The sequence below is a fragment of the Candidatus Enterococcus leclercqii genome (assembly GCF_009933135.1).
Lineage (GTDB): Bacteria > Bacillota > Bacilli > Lactobacillales > Enterococcaceae > Enterococcus_C > Enterococcus_C leclercqii.
On sequence record NZ_MAEH01000012.1, the window covers coordinates 63,134 to 81,474 of the forward strand.

16 protein-coding genes are annotated in these 18,341 nt (G+C 44.7%); 6 read left to right on the top strand and 10 right to left on the bottom strand.

Features of this window, described 5'->3' with window-relative positions:
- Window position 1: 1 nt before the first annotated feature.
- On the bottom strand, window positions 2–2,176 hold the full coding sequence (gene feoB, locus BAU14_RS05700) for a ferrous iron transport protein B (protein WP_161899246.1): 2,175 nt from the start codon (window positions 2,174–2,176) through the stop codon (window positions 2–4).
- Window positions 2,176–2,649, bottom strand: a complete 474-nt coding sequence (locus BAU14_RS05705) for a FeoA family protein (RefSeq protein WP_161899125.1) — start codon at window positions 2,647–2,649, stop codon at window positions 2,176–2,178. The genes feoB and BAU14_RS05705 overlap by 1 nt, the downstream gene beginning before the upstream one ends.
- A gap of 622 nt (window positions 2,650–3,271) precedes the next feature.
- On the opposite strand from BAU14_RS05705, the gene nrdH reads away from it, so the two are divergent.
- The 4 genes from nrdH (at window position 3,272) to BAU14_RS05725 (ending at window position 8,097) form a co-directional block, all read left to right on the top strand.
- Complete coding sequence (gene nrdH / locus BAU14_RS05710; protein ID WP_161899126.1) at window positions 3,272–3,496, top strand: glutaredoxin-like protein NrdH; 225 nt, start codon at window positions 3,272–3,274, stop codon at window positions 3,494–3,496.
- A gap of 128 nt (window positions 3,497–3,624) precedes the next feature.
- Complete coding sequence (nrdE, locus tag BAU14_RS05715) at window positions 3,625–5,787, top strand: class 1b ribonucleoside-diphosphate reductase subunit alpha (RefSeq protein ID WP_161899127.1); 2,163 nt, start codon at window positions 3,625–3,627, stop codon at window positions 5,785–5,787.
- A gap of 135 nt (window positions 5,788–5,922) precedes the next feature.
- Entirely contained in the window at window positions 5,923–6,885 is a 963-nt protein-coding gene (gene nrdF, locus BAU14_RS05720; RefSeq protein WP_161899128.1) for a class 1b ribonucleoside-diphosphate reductase subunit beta, read from the top strand.
- 354 nt (window positions 6,886–7,239) lie between these two features.
- Window positions 7,240–8,097, top strand: coding sequence for a DUF92 domain-containing protein (locus tag BAU14_RS05725; RefSeq protein ID WP_161899129.1), 858 nt, complete (start codon window positions 7,240–7,242; stop codon window positions 8,095–8,097).
- A gap of 91 nt (window positions 8,098–8,188) precedes the next feature.
- Here the strand turns inward: BAU14_RS05725 and BAU14_RS05730 are convergent, their stop codons facing one another.
- From BAU14_RS05730 to moaC, 8 genes are all read right to left on the bottom strand, one after another.
- Window positions 8,189–8,890, bottom strand: coding sequence for a glucosamine-6-phosphate deaminase (locus BAU14_RS05730; protein ID WP_161899130.1), 702 nt, complete (start codon window positions 8,888–8,890; stop codon window positions 8,189–8,191).
- Between the two features lie 216 nt (window positions 8,891–9,106).
- Entirely contained in the window at window positions 9,107–10,225 is a 1,119-nt protein-coding gene (locus tag BAU14_RS05735; protein ID WP_161899131.1) for a PLP-dependent transferase, read from the bottom strand.
- A gap of 134 nt (window positions 10,226–10,359) precedes the next feature.
- Window positions 10,360–11,580 carry a MalY/PatB family protein gene (locus BAU14_RS05740; RefSeq protein ID WP_161899132.1) on the bottom strand — a complete coding sequence of 407 codons (1,221 nt, stop codon included), beginning with the start codon at window positions 11,578–11,580 and terminating at the stop codon, window positions 10,360–10,362.
- Between the two features lie 242 nt (window positions 11,581–11,822).
- Window positions 11,823–12,776 (bottom strand): homoserine O-succinyltransferase, encoded by a 954-nt coding sequence (locus tag BAU14_RS05745; protein WP_161899133.1) that lies wholly within the window; start codon window positions 12,774–12,776, stop codon window positions 11,823–11,825.
- A gap of 709 nt (window positions 12,777–13,485) precedes the next feature.
- On the bottom strand, window positions 13,486–14,613 hold the full coding sequence (moaA, locus tag BAU14_RS05750) for a GTP 3',8-cyclase MoaA (protein ID WP_237580424.1): 1,128 nt from the start codon (window positions 14,611–14,613) through the stop codon (window positions 13,486–13,488).
- Window positions 14,614–14,617: 4 nt separating this feature from the next.
- Window positions 14,618–14,863 (bottom strand): MoaD/ThiS family protein, encoded by a 246-nt coding sequence (locus tag BAU14_RS05755; RefSeq protein WP_161899134.1) that lies wholly within the window; start codon window positions 14,861–14,863, stop codon window positions 14,618–14,620.
- Window positions 14,850–15,272 carry a molybdenum cofactor biosynthesis protein MoaE gene (locus BAU14_RS05760; protein WP_161899135.1) on the bottom strand — a complete coding sequence of 141 codons (423 nt, stop codon included), beginning with the start codon at window positions 15,270–15,272 and terminating at the stop codon, window positions 14,850–14,852. Before BAU14_RS05760 ends, BAU14_RS05755 begins: the two co-directional genes overlap by 14 nt.
- Window positions 15,273–15,574: 302 nt before the next feature.
- Window positions 15,575–16,051 (bottom strand): cyclic pyranopterin monophosphate synthase MoaC, encoded by a 477-nt coding sequence (gene moaC / locus BAU14_RS05765; RefSeq protein ID WP_161899136.1) that lies wholly within the window; start codon window positions 16,049–16,051, stop codon window positions 15,575–15,577.
- Window positions 16,052–16,167: 116 nt separating this feature from the next.
- On the opposite strand from moaC, the gene BAU14_RS05770 reads away from it, so the two are divergent.
- The gene (locus tag BAU14_RS05770) at window positions 16,168–17,274 is read left to right on the top strand and encodes a HesA/MoeB/ThiF family protein (protein ID WP_161899137.1); all 1,107 of its coding nucleotides are present in this window, start codon (window positions 16,168–16,170) and stop codon (window positions 17,272–17,274) included.
- A gap of 159 nt (window positions 17,275–17,433) precedes the next feature.
- Window positions 17,434–18,129, top strand: coding sequence for an SDR family NAD(P)-dependent oxidoreductase (locus tag BAU14_RS05775; protein WP_161899138.1), 696 nt, complete (start codon window positions 17,434–17,436; stop codon window positions 18,127–18,129).
- Window positions 18,130–18,341: the final 212 nt, after the last annotated feature.

The following is an 18,341-nucleotide window of genomic DNA, read 5'->3' on the forward strand; positions in this document are numbered from 1 at the left end:
ATTATTTCGCTCCTTCTTTTACAACAGCGTCCGGCAATGTCAAAACAAACCCGTCAGCTTTCTTCACATCAACTTTACGAAGAACCGCCCAAATCATAAAGGCCAAAACAGCTGCTGCTGCAAAGGTTCCGATACCAACTGTGCCGTTTTCAAAGATGATATGTCCGAATTGATAAATCACCAAGCTGACTCCATAAGCTAGCCCGCATTGGTATCCGACTGCTCGCATGGTCCACTTGATATCGCCCATTTCCCGATGAATAGCCCCGATTGCTGCAAAACACGGTGCGCAAAGCAAGTTGAAGGTCAAGAAAGAATAGGCAGCTACCGGTGTCAGAGCAACTGATAAGGCGCCCCAGATTTCTGCGCCATTTTCTGCCACTTCGTCCAGTCCACCATACAGGACACCAAAAGTTCCGATAACATTCTCTTTGGCGATCAAACCGGTGATAGCTCCAACGGTTTCTCGCCAATTGCCCCAGCCTAGTGGCGCAAACAGTGGTGCAATCAAACGACCAAAGGCAGCCAGAATACTGCCGTCTTCACTCACACTCTGGAACGTAAAGCTGTGGGTAGAAGTAAACCAGATCACGATACTGGAAACGAAAATAATCGTTGCCGCATTTTTGACAAAGGCCATCCCACGATCAGCCACCTGATGAAAGACGCCACGAATTTGTGGCAGGTGGTACGCCGGCAATTCCATAATAAATGGCGCCGGATCACCAGAAAACAAACGCGTCTTTTTCAACGCAATGCCTGACAACACGATAGCTGCGATTCCGACGAAATAAGCAGAGGGAGCTACCCAACTAGCTTCAGGGAAAAAGGCACCGGTAATCAATGCGATGATAGGAAGTTTGGCACCACAAGGCATAAAGGTCGTAATCATAGCCGTCATGCGCCGGTCTTTTTCATTTTCAATAGTACGACTGGCCATGACTCCGGGAACCCCACAGCCAGTAGCAATCAGCATAGGAATGAATGATTTTCCTGACAAGCCAAACTTACGGAAAATTCGGTCCATGACAAAGGCGATTCGTGACATATACCCGCAGTCTTCTAAAAGAGCCAAACAGAAGAACAAAACCAACAGCTGTGGTAAGAAACCAATTACCGCGCCGACACCGGCAATGATCCCGTTCAACAAGAGATCTTGCATCCAAGGAGCAACATTGCCTGCCTCAAGCCAGCCCGCCACATGATTGGGAACCAGTTCCCCGAACAACACATCATTGACCCAGTCGGTTCCCATTACCCCAATCGTTTGAATGGAGATATAATACACACCCCACATCACCAAGGCAAAAATCGGCAGTGCCAAAATCCGGTTTGTGACCACCTGATCGATTCGGTCAGAAACCGACAGTCGCAGATCCCCTTCGTCAGTCATACATAGCTTCATCAAGCGGGCAATAAACTCATAACGCTCATTAACTAAGATTGCATCGCTGGTGTCACCAAAGATTTTTTCTGTAATGGCGATAATTTCAGCAATGTCTTTTTGCTGAATTTTGGAAAGATCCAATTGTGCTTGGGCAAGCGAATCCTTTTCAAAAAGCTTCAAGGCATAATAACGGGCTTGCTTTTCCGGTACTGTGTTACCTAAAACGTCAATGATTTCAGAAATAGAAGCTTCTAAACGATCATCATAAGAAGGATAATGAGGCAGTTGCGCGGCTTCGGCAGTTTCCACAGTCTTTTGAATCGCCTGATCCAGCCCTTGTTTTTTAAGTGCGCTCATCCCGACAACTTCAACACCCAATCCATAAGCTAATTTTTCCAGATTGATACGTTTACCGGACTTTTTGACGATATCCATCATATTGACCCCGACTACCATCGGTAACCCCAATTCCATCAACTGAGTGGACAGGTAAAGGTTGCGTTCAATATTGGAGCCGTCGATAACATTCAAAATGGCATCTGGTTGACCACTCAACAGGTAGTCACGAGAAACGACTTCTTCAGGTGTATAAGGAGACATGGAATAAATCCCAGGCAAATCCTGAATAGTAATATTCTTGTCTTTTTTCAGTTTGCCGCTTTTACGCTCCACTGTTACACCCGGCCAGTTCCCCACGTATTGCAAAGAGCCGGTTAGATTATTGAAAGTGCTGGTCTTTCCACTGTTGGGATTACCTGCCAGTGCAATCTGCAGCTGTCTTTTTTTCATCATGATGCCGCGGCCTCCTTCTCTACTAAAATATACTCCGCTTCATTTTTACGCAGAGAAAGGGAGTACCCCCGCAAAGACAGTTCGATAGGATCTCCTAATGGCGCCAATTTTTTAACGGTAACTTGCACATTCTTTGTGAGCCCCATGTCCATCAAACGACGTTTCACTGCACCTTCACCGAAGACTGAGACCACTTTGCCGTTATCTCCCACGGCTAATTGATCTAGAGAAAGGATTTCTTTTTCCGTCTGAGCATCCGTTACGAGGATTTTTTCAAGAATACTTTGATCCAAAGCAATGCGGCTATTGTGCAAAAGAACGATGCCGTTTTTCCCTTGCGTCTTTAGCAAGATGACTTCACTGCCTGGAATCAGCCCCAAATTTTGCAAATGTTGCTTAATTTGCGGCTCTTCAGGAATGCTGGTTACCTGATAATTTTTGTGCGGTATTGCTTCTGTTAGATTCCCCATGATAGTTCCCCCGACTTTCACTTTATTGGACTCATTCGCAATTCCCCGTTGCGAATGAGAATTATTCTCAATGCTTTTCTACTTCTGAGAATAAAGGGATTTCCCTTGTAAGTCAACGAGATTTTGCAATTTGTAATAAAATTCACATGGAAAACTTTTTTTGTTTGAACCTTTGTTGTAAACTCTTCAAAACGCAGGAATTAATTGAATGAAAGCGGATACTTCGTTTTCATTTTACAAAGCCCTTCAGCAGCATTTTTCAAAAAAATCCCGTAAGTGTTAAAACAAGCTGGCAGTATTCCAACTTCTTTGAATGATTGGCGAAAAGACCCTTTGCTGGCAGGATTGTTTCTTATAACTGTCTGATGGAGATAACAGGTAGTTAAAAATTGGTCACTGATTAAAGTCAAAATAATTCTTTTCAATTTCTACTGATTTTTCGACGAAAAGAACCGATTCCATGATTTTTTACCTCTCAATACTCCTACAGACAAACACAACCTGTAGTGACTGATAACAATCTCGAATACTATATCTTGTGTCTGAGCAAAGCAAAACCGTTGACTTACTACAGTCATCCGCTATACTGAAAATACCAACAGAAGACATGGAGGATCAGCAGATGAACATTACCCTTTACTCAAAAAATAACTGCATGCAATGTAAGATGGCGAAACGTTTCCTGACAGAGAACGAGATTGCCTTTACTGAAATCAATATTGACGAACACCCCGAGGCGGTAGACCGCTTGAAGGCGGAGGGTTTTCAAACTGTTCCTGTGATCTTGGGTGCGGAATCTGCAATCGTCGGTTTCCGCCCGGATCAATTGCGCCAATTGGCTTCTTAACACACATGCCAAACACGAACTTTCGGCACTTTGGATTTGCCAGCCACCAGGGTCGGCAAGTCCTTTTTTACCGCCCACCAGCTTGAACTGCGGTGGCCGCAATCACAGTTTCAATGAGGAGGATCCCTATGAGTTTAAAAACATTGCAAGATGTCAGCTATTATAAATTGAATAATGAGATCAACCGCCCGGTACACGGACAGATTCCATTGAACAAAGACCAAGAAGCTTTGGCAGCCTTTTTTGAAGAAAATGTCATTCCCAATACAATGGTCTTTAAAGATATCCATGAAAAGCTGGCTTATCTGGTAGCCCAGGACTACTTAGAGGCTGAATTTTTGCAGCAGTATACTCCGGCATTTTTGGAAAAATTGTATGATTTTTTAACCGCTCAAAACTTTCGCTTCAAGTCGTTTATGGCAGCTTACAAGTACTATTCGCAATACGCTTTGAAGACCAATGACGGAGAGTATTATTTGGAAAGCTACGAAGATCGCGTCGCCGTCAATGCCCTTTATTTTGCAGAAGGCAACGAAGAGCTGGCGCTGCAATTGGCAGATGAGATGATTCACCAACGCTACCAACCGGCAACCCCTTCTTTTCTGAATGCTGGCCGTAAACGTCGTGGTGAACTGGTTTCTTGTTTTCTGATTCAAATCACAGACGACATGAACGCTATTGGTCGTGGAATTAACAGTGCTTTGCAGCTTTCTCGTATCGGTGGTGGTGTCGGTATTACATTGAGTAATCTGCGGGAAGCAGGCGCTCCTATTAAGGGTTACGAAGGGGCAGCCAGCGGCGTGATGCCAGTCATGAAGCTTTTTGAAGACAGCTTCAGCTATTCCAACCAATTGGGGCAACGACAAGGAGCAGGCGTCGTCTACTTGAACGTTTTCCACCCAGATATTATTAACTTCCTGTCAGCGAAAAAGGAAAATGCCGATGAAAAGATTCGGGTCAAAACCTTGTCTTTAGGTGTCATCGTCCCGGACAAATTCTATGAACTTGCCCGCAAAAACGAAGATATGTACCTATTTTCTCCTTACAGCGTAGAGCGGGTCTACGGAATGCCGTTTTCTTATCTGGATATCACTGCTGAATATGACAAGCTGGTGGCCGATCCTCGAATCAAAAAAACGAAGATTAAAGCCCGGGATTTGGAAAACGAAATTTCCAAACTGCAACAAGAATCCGGCTACCCTTATATCGTCAACATCGACACCGCAAACAGGGCCAATCCAATTGACGGCAAGATTATCATGAGTAACCTCTGCTCTGAGATTTTACAGGTGCAAAAACCCTCACTCATCAATGGCAAGCAGGAATATGAGGTTTTAGGCACTGATATCAGCTGCAATCTGGGTTCCACCAATATCGTGAATTTGATGGCTAGTCCTGACTTTGGCCGCTCCGTTAAAGCCATGACTCGAGCGCTGACTTACGTGACAGATCATTCCCACATTGACGTGGTTCCTTCTATTGAAAAAGGCAATCAGGAAGCCCACACCATCGGATTGGGCGCGATGGGCCTACACACGTATTTTGCTAAAAACCACATGGAATACGGCTCGGCTGAGTCTATTGAATTCACCGATATCTACTTTATGCTGTTAAACTATTGGACATTGACAGAATCCAATCTGATTGCTCGGGAGCGGGGGATTGTTTTTGACGGCTTTGAAAAATCAGCTTATGCAGACGGCAGCTATTTTGCCGACTATACAGCCGGTCAACATGTCCCTCGTTCACAAAAAGTCAAAGAACTTTTTGCCGGGATTTTCATTCCGACGGCTGCAGATTGGCGCAAATTGCAAAAAGCCGTCGCAAAAGATGGGTTATATCACCAAAATCGCTTGGCGGTTGCACCCAACGGTTCGATTTCTTATATCAATGATACCAGCGCCAGTCTGCACCCAATCACTCGTATGATTGAGGAACGCCAAGAGAAAAAAATCGGTAAGATCTATTATCCTGCAGCCTACCTGTCCAACGATACCTTGCCTTATTACAAGTCTGCTTATGACATGGATATGCGCAAAGTGATTGACGTTTATGCCGCAGCTCAAAAACACATCGATCAAGGAATGAGTTTGACCTTGTTCATGCGTTCAGAAATTCCTGCGGGTCTTTACGAATGGAAGACAGACACGAACAAGCAAACCACTCGTGATTTAAATATTCTGCGTCACTATGCGTTTAACAAAGGCATCAAATCCATTTATTATGTCCGCACCTTTACTGACGACAATGAAGAAATCGGCTCCAACCAGTGCGAAAGCTGTGTCATCTGATTTTTTAAAGTTTGAATTAGCCCTCCGCGACGAGCTGTTTGCGATTTTCATTTGACGTATTTTGAACACGATTGTCAGCAGCTTGTTGCGGACAGCTCTTCTTGGTCCCCAACAAAGAACAATGGAGGAACGATTATGACCAATACCTATTATGAAGCGATCAACTGGAACGAGATCGAAGACATCATCGACAAATCGACATGGGAAAAACTGACGGAGCAATTCTGGCTGGATACTCGGATTCCTTTATCCAACGACCTTGACGATTGGCGCAAGCTGACTCCTGCGGAAAAAGACCTGGTCGGCAAAGTTTTCGGTGGTTTGACCTTGTTGGATACGGTGCAATCAGAAAGCGGGATGGATCAGCTCCGCAAAGACGTTCGCACGCCCCACGAAGAAGCCGTCCTCAACAACATTCAATTCATGGAATCTGTCCACGCAAAAAGCTATTCCTCGATTTTTTCAACATTGAACACCACTGCTGAAATCGAAGAAATTTTTGCCTGGACCAATACCAATGAATTTCTCCAGAAAAAAGCCGAACGGATCAATGAAATTTACAAAAACGGCACGCCTTTAGAAAAAAAGATTGCCAGCGTCTTTTTGGAAACCTTCTTATTTTATTCAGGTTTTTATACCCCACTGTATTATCTTGGCAACAACAAGCTGGCCAATGTAGCAGAAATTATCAAGCTGATTATTCGCGATGAAAGTGTCCACGGCACGTATATCGGCTATAAATTCCAGTTAGGATTCAATGAACTGCCTGAAGCAGAGCAAGGACAGTTGAAAGATTGGATGTACGACTTACTTTACGAATTATATGAAAACGAAGAGCGTTACACCGAAGAACTTTATGACGGAATTGGCTGGACAGAAGAAGTTAAAACCTTTTTGCGTTACAATGCCAATAAGGCCTTGATGAACCTCGGTCAAGACCCACTGTTTCCCGACACTGCTGATGATGTCAATCCAATTGTCATGAACGGGATCTCCACCGGAACATCAAACCACGATTTCTTTTCACAAGTGGGTAATGGTTATCTATTGGGAACCGTAGAAGCAATGCAAGATGATGATTATCTTATCGGTATGTAAGTAATTTGCAAATTTCCCAACACCGACTTTTAGCCAACCAGCAGTAGTGTGGATAATTCTACTGCTGGTTGGCTTTTTTGTTAAATTATCAATTGATAGCTATAAAAGCGTCTTTTTGCTTTGGTATCCTTTTTATGTGCTGGAATGAAACAAATCAAGCAAGACTTCCTCTTATTTGAAATTTCAATTACAGCCACTGCTCAAAGCCTTTGATCGAACACTGTAAAAAATCGGCAAATTATTGGCAAATTCCATCCAGGCCTTGTTACCGATGGGTTGTTGCAGTAAAATGAGGGCTCGCTGGCTGATGCTAGTTTTACCTTTACTTTATCAATGAAACGAGGAGAAAAACCGATGATCACATTTTACCTAGCTGTGATAGGGTTGATTGGCTGTAGTTTGCTTGCTGTCTTCAGTCTGGCTTGTGATTGGCTAGATGTTTCTGGGGCCCTGCTCTTACTTGTGATGGGCACAGCTATTTTTGCTCTTTCACCGGTGATGGCAGGTTATCTAGCTCTGTTTTTTGCTATGAGTTATCTAGTCCAAGGATTGAAAAAGTACTTTCGGAAAGCTCCATCACAGGTAACAGCTTTGACCACTGGTGGGCAGCTTGCTGATTCCGATGAACGTATTGCAAAAAGTCATGCTCGAGATGGTTGGCAGGTGGTTGCAAACTGTGGCCCTTTGTTAATTGCATTACTTTGGCAACAACTAGCCGGCGGTGATCCTCGTCTCGTATATTGTCAAATTGCTGTAATTGCTGGTGCTGCTGCTGATACTTGGTCATCTGAGATTGGTGTGCTTTCCCGACGACCGCCTCGTTCACTACTGACAGGACGTCCTTTAGCAGCCGGTCTATCTGGTGGTGTCAGCTTGTTAGGAACTTGCGCTGGAATAGCAGCGGCCGGAATAATTGCCGCTGCCTGGTGGTTGCCTAATCAGCGGCTATTTCCACAAATGACCAACGGACTCACCTTCTGGTTACCGGCCCTTTGTGGGTTTGCTGCCACATGGATTGACAGCTTATTAGGAGCAACACTGCAACAAAAATACCGTTGTCAAATTTGCGGCCGGATTACCGAAAAAAAGCAGCATCATGGGGCAGCTACGCAAAAAATCAGTGGTATTATCGGCTTCAACAATGATACCGTCAACTTTTTCAGCGGCCTCTTAACATTGGGACTGGCCTATTTGTGGCAGGTACTTTTCTGAGTAGTGCTAATCGTGTTTGCCGCTGATTCTAAATTTGGTAAAAAGAAAGACCGAAAGTGGCGTCATTCGGACGCTACTTCCGGTCTTTTTTTTATAATTTTGAAGCTGCTGCATCATCCACGATAATGATTGCATTGGGATGATTTTGTAAAACAGAAGCTGGTAGATGGTTTGTTACTGGTCCATCAACTGTTCCTTTGATTGCATCTGCTTTGTTTTCACCAAAGGCCATCAAGATCAGTTGTTTTCCTTGCATGATAGAGCCGATTCCCATAGAGATCGCTCGTGTCGGCACATCTTCAACTTTGTCAAAGAAACGTTTATTGGCTTCAATTGTTGATTCTGTCAATTCTACGACAGCTGTTTTGCCTTCTAAGTCAGCACCAGGTTCGTTAAACCCAATGTGACCGTTCACGCCGATACCCAAGATTTGGATATCTACTGGGTTAGAAGCAATGACTTCATCATAGCGACCACATTCAGCTGCCAAATCTGCCGCTTTGCCATTTGGTACATAAGTAGCTTTGAAAGGCTTTTTATCAAATAAGTTCGTGTTCATAAAATGACGGTAGCTTTGTTCGTCGTCGCCGCCTAAACCTACATATTCATCTAAGTTGACAGAGGTCATCTCAGAAAAGTCCAGATCGCTTGTTGTCATTTCATTATACAATGGAATCGGAGTACTGCCTGTTGCCAGTCCTAGTGTTTTTACGCCGTTTGCCATACCTTCTTTGATCAATTCAAATGCCTTTTTGCCGCCTTCTTCAGCATTTTTCACGCGGATGATTTCCATGCTCAGCCCTGCTTTCTTGTATTTGGTATAGTCCGATTATAGCACCATCTAGCATAGCTGGCAAACGTCTAGACCACAAAAAGCAGATTTTTTATAAAAAATTATTGCGCATGCTGCCGACTGCATCCAAACATTGCTTTAGTTCCCCTGGCTGCAGCTATTTGTCAGTAAAAGATTTTGTTGAACCTCTTGTTGGTATCTGATTTACCGCGTTTCTTAAAGAGTCTTGGCCGTGGGAAATACTTCCAAGGCCTGAACCAAGTCGGCCAAGAGATCTTCTGCATCCTCAATTCCAATCGACAGTCGCAACAAATCTGGTGTCAGTCCATAGGCTTCCCGTACTGCTACCGGAATATCGCCGTGGGTCTGAGTTGTGGGGTAAGTCACCAAACTTTCTACGCCCCCCAGACTCTCTGCGAAAGTGAACAGCTCCAAACTTTCAAGAAAGGCTGGAATTTTTTGGGGATCAGTAACCCGCAGACTAATCATCCCTCCGATTCCCGGATAAAGAACTTCCGTCACCTGAGGAAGCTTTCGAAGCTGTGCAGCCAATTTTCCGGCATTCTCCTCTTGTCGCTCCAAGCGCAGTGACAGTGTCTTTAAGCTGCGGATAAACAGCCACGAATCAAAAGGTGCCAACGTACCACCTGTCGTATTGGCTAGCCAAGAGAGTTTCTCCCCATCCTCTTGACTTTTAGCCACAGCCACTCCTGCTAATAAATCATTGTGACCAGACAAAAATTTTGTACCGGAATGAACGACAAAGTCTGCACCTAATGTCAGCGGCTTTTGTCTAAGTGGGGTTAAAAATGTGTTGTCCACAATCAAACGCGCCCCGTGCTCATGGGTCTTGTCAGCTATCGTTTCAATATCAAACTCGTGCATCAAAGGATTGGTGGGGGTCTCTAAAAAGATCGCTGCTACTTCTGGGGTATCTGCTAACAGAGTCTCAAATTCCTCCTGGCTGTCAAAATAAGCGAAGGTAGCAACTCCCTGTTCTTCTAAAAAGTTGAAATACCGATAACTGCCGCCGTAAAGATCACGTCCCGCCAAAATATGCGCACCTTGTGGCAACAGTCCCAAGACTAGTTGGATTGCTGCCATTCCAGAACTCGTCGCTACGGCTAAGCTGCCTTCTTCCAACTTTGCCAGTGCTTCTTCCAAGATTGAACGAGTTGGATTTTTTGTGCGGGTATAATCAAAACCTGTCGATTGCCCCAGATGCGGGTGGGAATACGTTGTAGAAAGATGAATTGGTGCAGAAATTGCTCCAGTATAAGGATCTTTTTGATTACCGATTTGCGCTAAAAAGGTCGTCACTTTTTCTTTGGTCATGGAAAATTCCTTCTTTCAATTTCATGTAGGTTGTCGGCAGCTAGCGGTTTTTGCCTTTTTGTAATCCCATCAGCTGGTTGCCTTTTCTAAAAAGATACCGCTCCTGCAAATGAAGTGCTTTTATCCCTTGCTTCTCACTTGATTTGCCTCTTTGCAGACAGTTGTCGCTTTAAAGCTCCTGTTGCTAAACGGTCACACGCCTGTTTGATCACAGCTGGTGAACAAGCCAGATTCAAACGGATGAAAGAACTACTTTCGGCGCTGAACCAACTGCCAAAATCCACCGCCAGCTGGCAGTCTTCTTTGATGAATTTTTCGACCGTTTGGGCATCAGTAAGACCGAGTCCACTGAGATCTAACCAAACGAGGTAACTTCCTTCCAACTGGCTCACCTGAATTTTAGGTGTTGTTTTGACCAGATAATCTCGCAAATAGCGGTAGTTTTCCCAAATCACTTGTTTTACGGCGTCAAACCAGTCTTCCCCATCACGATAGGCTGCTGCACCGGCTATTTGCCCCAAAAGATTGTTTTCTGACTGACTCAAGGGTTTGATTTTCTGATCAAAGCATTCCCGCAACTCATGATTTGGAATAAGAATATGCCCATGAAGCAGACTGGCCAAATTGAAAGTTTTTGATGGGGCATTGACGACGACTAATCTTTCTTGAAAATGGCCTTCTGCTACCTGCAACGCAGAAACAAACCCTGTTTCGCTGAAATCAAAGTCTTGATGAATCTCGTCAGCTAAGATTAAGACATCGTATTTTTCACAAAGTGCAAACAGTGCTTGCAGCTCTGCTTCCCGCCAAATTCGTCCCACTGGATTGTGAGGGGAACAAAGCAGAAACAACCGAACATTGCCAGTGGCCAACTGTTTTTCAAAAGCTGCCAAATCCACTTGCCAACTGCCGTCTGCTGACTGCACCAATTGATTTTCTACTAGCTTGCGACCAGTTTCTCGAACAGCATTAAAAAAAGGATAATAAACTGGTGGCTGGATCAAAACACCATCGCCGGGAGCCGTAAAAATTTGAATCAGATGATAAATGGATTCCACCACCCCTTTTGAAAAACGCAGCCAATTCGACTCAAGGGTGATTCCGTGACGCTTTTTCTGCCAAGCAGCAAAAGCTGAAAAATAATCTGGTAGATTTTGTGAGTAGCCAAAAGCTCCTTGACGAACGCGCTGAATGAGGGCTTTTTCAACAGCCGGCGGCGCTTTGAAATCCATATCCGCCACCCATAAAGGCAGCAGATCTTCTGCACCGAAACGTTCCTGCAGCGCGTCCCATTTGAGGCAGTCACTGCCTTTGCGCGCCACTGCGTAAGTTTCGATAAATGTCTGTATGTCCATAACTTCCACTTCTTTCCTCAGTCATCCTTTATCTTGCTGTGTATAAGTCTGCCTGCTAATCTCTAGAAGACAGGTTATTTTTATCGCCACTGCGGGTGACATTAGTGACTGCTGTCCAGGCAATCACTTGTTTTTGGCGGTGTCCAATCGCCATTTCCCTGGTTCCTCTCGGGCAAGTTTTCCTGCCCCAGATATTCCTTTATTCTTACTTTTTCTTACCGGTACTTCCATTTGTCACAGTTTCAGCTGTCTGGAAGCTTTTCTAGTTCTGGCAGCGTTAATTTGCTACCTACCTCCTGGATTGCATAGGGTGTTACCTGGTAGACATCATTCAACCAATTGTGGAAAAAAAGATAGGCGTGTCCCCGCCAAGTATTACGAATGCTGTCTGTAGGGTAATTGTATTGGAAATAATTTTCCGGTAGTTCTGTAGCCAGCCCACGATCTTGATCACGAAAATATTCTTTCTTCAGGGTTTCAGTCGCATATTCAAAATGTCCCATAACATAAACTTCCCGGTGGTCGCGACTGACAATCATGGTAGAGCCAATCTCAGGATTGCGAGCAATCACCTTCAACTGCTCACACTCAGCCAATTGCTGCTCATCTACGCTGGTATAACGAGATTGCGGTGTATAAAAATAATCATCAAAGCCTCTGATCAAACGGTGATTGCCTACCGAGCGATTAGCAAAGATTCCGAATAATTTCTTTTCCAAGGGAACTTTAGCAATCCCGTAATGGTGATACAAGGCTGCCTGCGCCCCCCAACAAATATGCAGCGTACTGGTGGTATGGTTTTTGGCCCAATCTAGAATTTCTATCAACTCGTCCCAGTAATCCACTTCTTCAAAAGGCAACTGTTCCACCGGTGCACCAGTGATAATCAGCCCATCATAGCGCTTTTCTGCCACTTCCTCAAATGTCTGGTAAAATTTGTTCAAATGATGCAGACTCGTGTGCTTATGTTCATGAGTCGCGATTCTCAAAAAATCCACATCGATCTGCAGTGGACTTTGGGAAATCAAACGCAACAGCTGGACTTCTGTATCCATTTTTTGTGGCATCAGATTCAAGATAGCCAAACGCAAAGGACGGATATCTTGGCTGCGAGCTCGCTTCGAATCAATGGCAAAAATATTCTCTTTTTCCAACACTGCCTTTGCGGGAAAACCTTCCGTCAATTTGATAGGCATAGGAAAACCTCCTCCTATTGTGATTTTTCTCGTGGTTGTCAGCTCATCGCGGGTACAAAAAAAGTCCTTCCATACAAAAATGTATGAAAGGACGACGTATCGTGTGACCACCTTTTTTCGCTGCTGCATCACTGCAACAACCTCACCAAGTACTGCAACAGCTCACAGATTCCAAAAGCAGTTTAGAATCTGGCCCTGCAAGACCGTGGCGCTATATCGGGCGCTCCCGTCGAGCACTGTCCTTGCCTTAGATCACTCCTTAACAAGGTTCGCACCCGTCTGCTCAAAGACCATCTTCCCAAACACTTCAAATGCCCCTTTCCACCAAACGGAGCTCTCTGTAAAAATCCATGATCGGTACTCTTCTTTTCAAAGCAGTCGCTTATATGATTGGTGTTATTGTATTTGATTTACGTGTGTTTGTCAATCGAAAAAAGATACCACAAAGCGGCAATAATTTTGAAGGAAAGCTCCCATAGTCCAACTCAGCGGAAAGTCGGCTCTATTCACCACCCAGTCAAAAGTTAAATTCCACAATAATAAATGAAAAAAGCCCGCAAGCAGTCGCTGACACCTGCTTGCGAACCAATAAAACTCACTCTCAAATCCAACGAAAAAAAATGTACCCGCTTTTTGAGCTTATCTGGCGAGTGATTTCCCATTTTAAGAAGTAAAGAACCTCTAAAATCCGCAACAAATAGTGAGTTATTCACCCACCAATCTGGCTCATATGACGCCAAGTAGGCCGCTTATCTTTGACTTCTTCTTGGCGATCAAGAGCCATTTCATGATTTTTCGGCTTAGTTGCTAAAACTCGGTGAACTTTTTCGGAAAAAGCGGCAAAATCAGAAATTTCTGGGCGGATATTGTCTTCATCATCCCAAAACAGACAAGATTTCAAACATCCATCAGCTGTCACTCGTAGCCGATTACAGCCTTCGCAAAATTGGCAACTAACAGGATGAATCAAACCAAAGCTACCACGAGCGCCCCGGATACGGAAGTTTTCTGAAGGACCATTGCCAGCAAATTCGATAGGTTCATAGTCCCAGCCCTCTTCTCGACAGACGTCAAAGACACTCTCGATACCAAAATATTGTTTTTCCCACTGGTCCTGATCTGCTGCAATTGGCATAAATTCGATGAAGCGGACATTCACCGGATGATCGAAGGTATAACGGAGAAAATCAGCTAACTCGTCATCGTTTTGTCCACGAATGACGACAGTGTTTAATTTGATCTGCTCAAAGGGCAAAGCTGCTGCTGCTTCAAGACCTTGTAATACCCGCTTGAGATTGCCGCCACGAGTAATATTTTTATACCGTTCCGGATCAAAAGTATCCAAACTGATATTGAGCCGTTTGACACCGGCTTCCCATAGTGGACCGGCTAGTCGTGGCAATGCCAAACCATTTGTCGTCACTGACAAATCTCTAATGCCCGCCACATTGCTGATACCTCGTACAATATCGAGAATATCTTTTCGTAACAATGGTTCCCCGCCAGTCAAACGGATTTTAGTGATTCCCAACTGGGCAAAGTTCTCCACTAACTGTATGATTTCATTTGCACTCAACACTTTATCTGTAGGGAAAAACGGCAGCCCCTCTTCCGGCATACAATAGACACAGCGGAGATTGCAGCGATCTGTCACAGAAATGCGTACATAATCATGCAACCGGCCATAAGGGTCCCTTAATCCTTGACGTTTAGAAAGCACATCCTCTGTCTGAGAAGGTACTCGTTTGCCAACTTCTTGCGGTTGTTGTTTTTCTTTTATTCTTTCAGTCGCCGGAGCTTGTGCCAAGCCCGGTGCTGGCGCCATTCTTTTTGTCATTTGTTCAACCTCCGCTCACCGGTGGGATCAATGCGATCTCGCCAACTTCCTCCCTGACAAATGTATCTGTTATAGCGGCAAACTCTTGGTCCACTGCTACATTACAGGTCATAATTTCGGCTTTCATCAATGGGTAAGCCGCAGCTGCTACCTGTAAAATTTGTTCTTTATCAAATGTCGGTGGCAGTTGCAGGGTAATCGTATCACCGAGAGTCTCTGCCAAATAGGCAAACAGCTTAAGCTCTTTCATTTGCCATCTCTCCTCCCCAGCGCTGACCATTGTGATTGATTTCTTTTTTCCAAATAGGTACGTTAACTTTCAACTGATCGATAATCTGTCGACAGCCATCAAAAGCGGCCCCGCGATGGGCAGTGGCCACGCCGATAAACACGGCCTCGTCTTCAATGGCTAAAGGCCCTAAGCGGTGCACAATCACCACTTGTCCGCCAGCAGCTTCAACAGGAGCAGCCAATTTTTCCAATTCTTTCACCGCCATGTCTTCATAAGCAGTGTATTCAATATAAGTAGTCTGCAGCGGACCGGTCCATTCCCGTACTGTGCCGCAAAACGTCACAATCCCGCCATATTGAGGTGCCTTCAAACGTGCGTAGCAAGCAGCAACGTCGATGGGTTCGGTTTGTAATTTGATGAATGCCATGGCTTTACCTTCTTACTATTTTTTAGATATCATGAATAATTTTAATGCTCCAACTCATTATATACGAAAGCCCTTTCTAAATACAGTTGCTTTAATGAAAATTATGGAATAAACTTTGGTGGAAGCTTGGAAATGACTTTCCGACAAGCTTTTGCTTAGGTACTTTTTCGACTTGAAAACTCGGCAACAAAAAAACCTGCGCAACAACGCAGGCTCTGTTTCTTAGTAAGGCTCTAATTTCTGAGTGAGAACCCGCCAAATATCAGGTAAAATTGGTAGTTCTCATTGTTTTACGGCCGTGATTATTCGCCAAAAACAAAATGGCCACTCTTTCCGCCTTTTTTTTCTACTAGGTGGCAATCTGTAATCACCATCCCGCGGTCCATAGCTTTACACATATCATAAACCGTGAGTGCAGCGATTTGTGCGCCACACAGTGCTTCCATCTCGACGCCTGTCTTGCCGCTGACCTTAGCGACAGCAGTAATTACGAGGGTAGTCTGACCATCGTCTTCAAAGCTGATGTCCACACCATTTAGTGGCAGCAGATGGCACATAGGAATTAATTCACTCGTCTTCTTAGCCGCCATGATGCCAGCTACTTGGGCCACAGCCAGAACATCCCCTTTTTTGATTTGTCCGGCATGGATCCGTTGCAGCGTTTCTGGTGCCATGATGACTTTGACAGTCGCTACAGCTTCACGAAAGGTGATAGCTTTATCCGTAACATCTACCATCTTCGCCCGTTGTTGGTGATTAAAATGTGTCAATTCGTCCATTGTTTTACCCCCGTGTCTCATTTTTAACAGAATTAACTTATTTCATTTGTGCTGGTTCCGATAGATAATAATGGAACCTCATCCCCATCATTTTAACAGATTGGAAGGATTTTACCATGAATCGTTACGACCGTCAGATTAGAGTCAGCAAAATCGGCTTAACTGGACAACAAAAATTACATAATAGTCGACTGCTATTGGTGGGCTGCGGAGCATTAGGGACTTATGCCGCCGAACAATTAGTTCGTGGCGGGGTTGGTGAATTGATTCTAGTCGATCCTGATACCGTCGATCTGACTAATCTCCAACGCCAAACGCTCTTTACCGTAGCCGATGTCCAGGCCAAACGACACAAGGTAACCGCTTGTGCTGAAGCATTGTCAGCCATCGATCCCGCTATCAAAGTCACGCCGTTAGCCATGACTTTTGATCAGGCGCTTTTTCAAGAGTTAGGGAAATTGGATTTGGTGTTGGATTGTACCGATAATTTTCTTGTCCGTACAAGCATCAACAGCTTCTGTCTTGAAAAAAAACTACCCTTTATCTTTGCTGCTTGCGGGGGGACTAGCGGACAAGTGATGGCCCTTCAGCCAGCATACGGACCCTGCTTGCAATGTGTCTTTCCTCAGATGGCTGAGTTGACAGAAAAAAGTTGTGAGACAATCGGTGTTATTACCCCATTGATTCCCTTGGTAAGTGCACTACAAGTAGGACTAGCTTATCGCTGCCTGTTAGAACCAGAAAAAATGGACTGGCAGACACTTTTAGTGACAGATGTCTGGTCAGGCGAACTACAGCGCTTCAAGATTCGCAAAAAAGAAGAGTGCCCAAGCTGTGGCAAAAAAACTGATTTACAAATTAAACGTCCCCTGAAAAAAGTCTGCGGCCATATCTACCAAGGTCAATTGGCAGCACCGGTTTCACTGTCAGAACTGGCAGCCATCTCTACTGCAGCCGGTTGGCCCTGCCGGCAAAATAAGCTGGCGTTGCTGATTCAGCTTCACTCAAAAACTTCAACTGAACGCCAATTGGTACAAGAAAATGGAGGGCACTCTCAAGATACCCAAACAGCCGATTCTGAATCACACGCTGTAAAAGAAGAGAAACTTCCCAGCATCACTATCTTTCGAAATGGTCGTGCGCTGTTTTATGATTTTCCTGATGAAGCATTTGCCGCACAACTCTATGAATTGTTGCAGTCGCCACCACAATCTCTTTTTTAAAGAATTTGCTCTTCTTTCCTATCTACACACTATTTTCTTGTCCCAAATGGCGTCTTGGCTGATTTCGCACCCTAGCCATCAGCTGCTGACAACTACCCTGTTTGCTGTTCATTTCAGCAGCTTTGCGGTACAGTTGTCAAAAAGAAACGAGGGGACTTTATGAGTACAATTTTGATTACCGGTGGCAATACCGGCCTTGGCTTTGAAACTGCCAAGCGACTTTTAGCAGTCGGCCATAAACTTTATATTACTAGTCGAAGTGTTGAAGGAGGACGTCTTGCTGCTGAAAAGCTGGGCTGTGAATTTCTGGTAATGGACATAACCGACGAAATTTCGGTCCAACAAGCATTCCTCCAATACCAAACCCGCGAAGACTCTTTGGATGTCCTGATCAACAATGCAGGGATTCCTGGCGAGCGGCGCCCCATTGAAGCAGTTGATGCGGCTTTGCTGGAATCAGTCTTTGCCACCAATGTTTTTGGCAGCCTTCGGGTCATACAGGCCTTTTTACCATTGTTGCAACGCTCGCATAATCCGGTGATAGTCAACGTCTCCAGCGGTGTCGGTTCCTTTGCCAAACAGACAGATGACACTACCTTAGAATCAAAAGTCATTTCACCCGCCTATGCTTCTTCCAAAGCGGCTCTTTCGATGCTGACTCTTCAATATGCAAAAGCATTGCCAAACATGCGCATCAATGCTGCTGATCCCGGGCCCACCAATACCGGCGGCAACTTTAATCGCGGCCGCCAATCGGTCACAGAAGGAACTGATGCGATCTTCCGCCTGGCCACACTGGATCAAAATGGTCCTACTGGCACCTTCCAAGATCGCAATGGCTTAATCGGCTGGTAGGTCCACAAAGCAAAATTACCAGCTTGCAAAATCAGCTTCTTGATAACTGCTACATCTAATCAACAAGAAACCATAGTCCATAGGTATTTGACTGATGACTACAGATAAGAGTTATAAAAAACGAACAATGGTCTCGCCAAAATTGGCGCCCATTGTTCGTTTTTCCATTTATTATAGAAGTTGTCTCATAACCCGCCGTATCTCAACAAGCA

Excerpts from the sequence above, each read along its gene's own strand:
- BAU14_RS05730 (WP_161899130.1), bottom strand. The coding sequence starts at position 8,890 with ATGGAAATCATCCGCGTGAAAAATGCTGAAGAAGGCGGCAAAAAGGCA.
- BAU14_RS05740 (WP_161899132.1), bottom strand. The coding sequence starts at position 11,580 with ATGGACATACAGACATTTATCGAAACTTACGCAGTGGCGCGCAAAGGC.
- BAU14_RS05755 (WP_161899134.1), bottom strand. The coding sequence starts at position 14,863 with ATGAAAGAGCTTAAGCTGTTTGCCTATTTGGCAGAGACTCTCGGTGAT.
- feoB (WP_161899246.1), bottom strand. The coding sequence starts at position 2,176 with ATGAAAAAAAGACAGCTGCAGATTGCACTGGCAGGTAATCCCAACAGT.
- BAU14_RS05705 (WP_161899125.1), bottom strand. The coding sequence starts at position 2,649 with ATGGGGAATCTAACAGAAGCAATACCGCACAAAAATTATCAGGTAACC.
- nrdE (WP_161899127.1), top strand. The coding sequence starts at position 3,625 with ATGAGTTTAAAAACATTGCAAGATGTCAGCTATTATAAATTGAATAAT.
- BAU14_RS05735 (WP_161899131.1), bottom strand. The coding sequence starts at position 10,225 with ATGACCAAAGAAAAAGTGACGACCTTTTTAGCGCAAATCGGTAATCAA.
- nrdF (WP_161899128.1), top strand. The coding sequence starts at position 5,923 with ATGACCAATACCTATTATGAAGCGATCAACTGGAACGAGATCGAAGAC.
- moaA (WP_237580424.1), bottom strand. The coding sequence starts at position 14,613 with ATGACAAAAAGAATGGCGCCAGCACCGGGCTTGGCACAAGCTCCGGCG.
- BAU14_RS05745 (WP_161899133.1), bottom strand. The coding sequence starts at position 12,776 with ATGCCTATCAAATTGACGGAAGGTTTTCCCGCAAAGGCAGTGTTGGAA.
- BAU14_RS05770 (WP_161899137.1), top strand. The coding sequence starts at position 16,168 with ATGAATCGTTACGACCGTCAGATTAGAGTCAGCAAAATCGGCTTAACT.
- moaC (WP_161899136.1), bottom strand. The coding sequence starts at position 16,051 with ATGGACGAATTGACACATTTTAATCACCAACAACGGGCGAAGATGGTA.
- BAU14_RS05760 (WP_161899135.1), bottom strand. The coding sequence starts at position 15,272 with ATGGCATTCATCAAATTACAAACCGAACCCATCGACGTTGCTGCTTGC.
- BAU14_RS05775 (WP_161899138.1), top strand. The coding sequence starts at position 17,434 with ATGAGTACAATTTTGATTACCGGTGGCAATACCGGCCTTGGCTTTGAA.
- BAU14_RS05725 (WP_161899129.1), top strand. The coding sequence starts at position 7,240 with ATGATCACATTTTACCTAGCTGTGATAGGGTTGATTGGCTGTAGTTTG.
- nrdH (WP_161899126.1), top strand. The coding sequence starts at position 3,272 with ATGAACATTACCCTTTACTCAAAAAATAACTGCATGCAATGTAAGATG.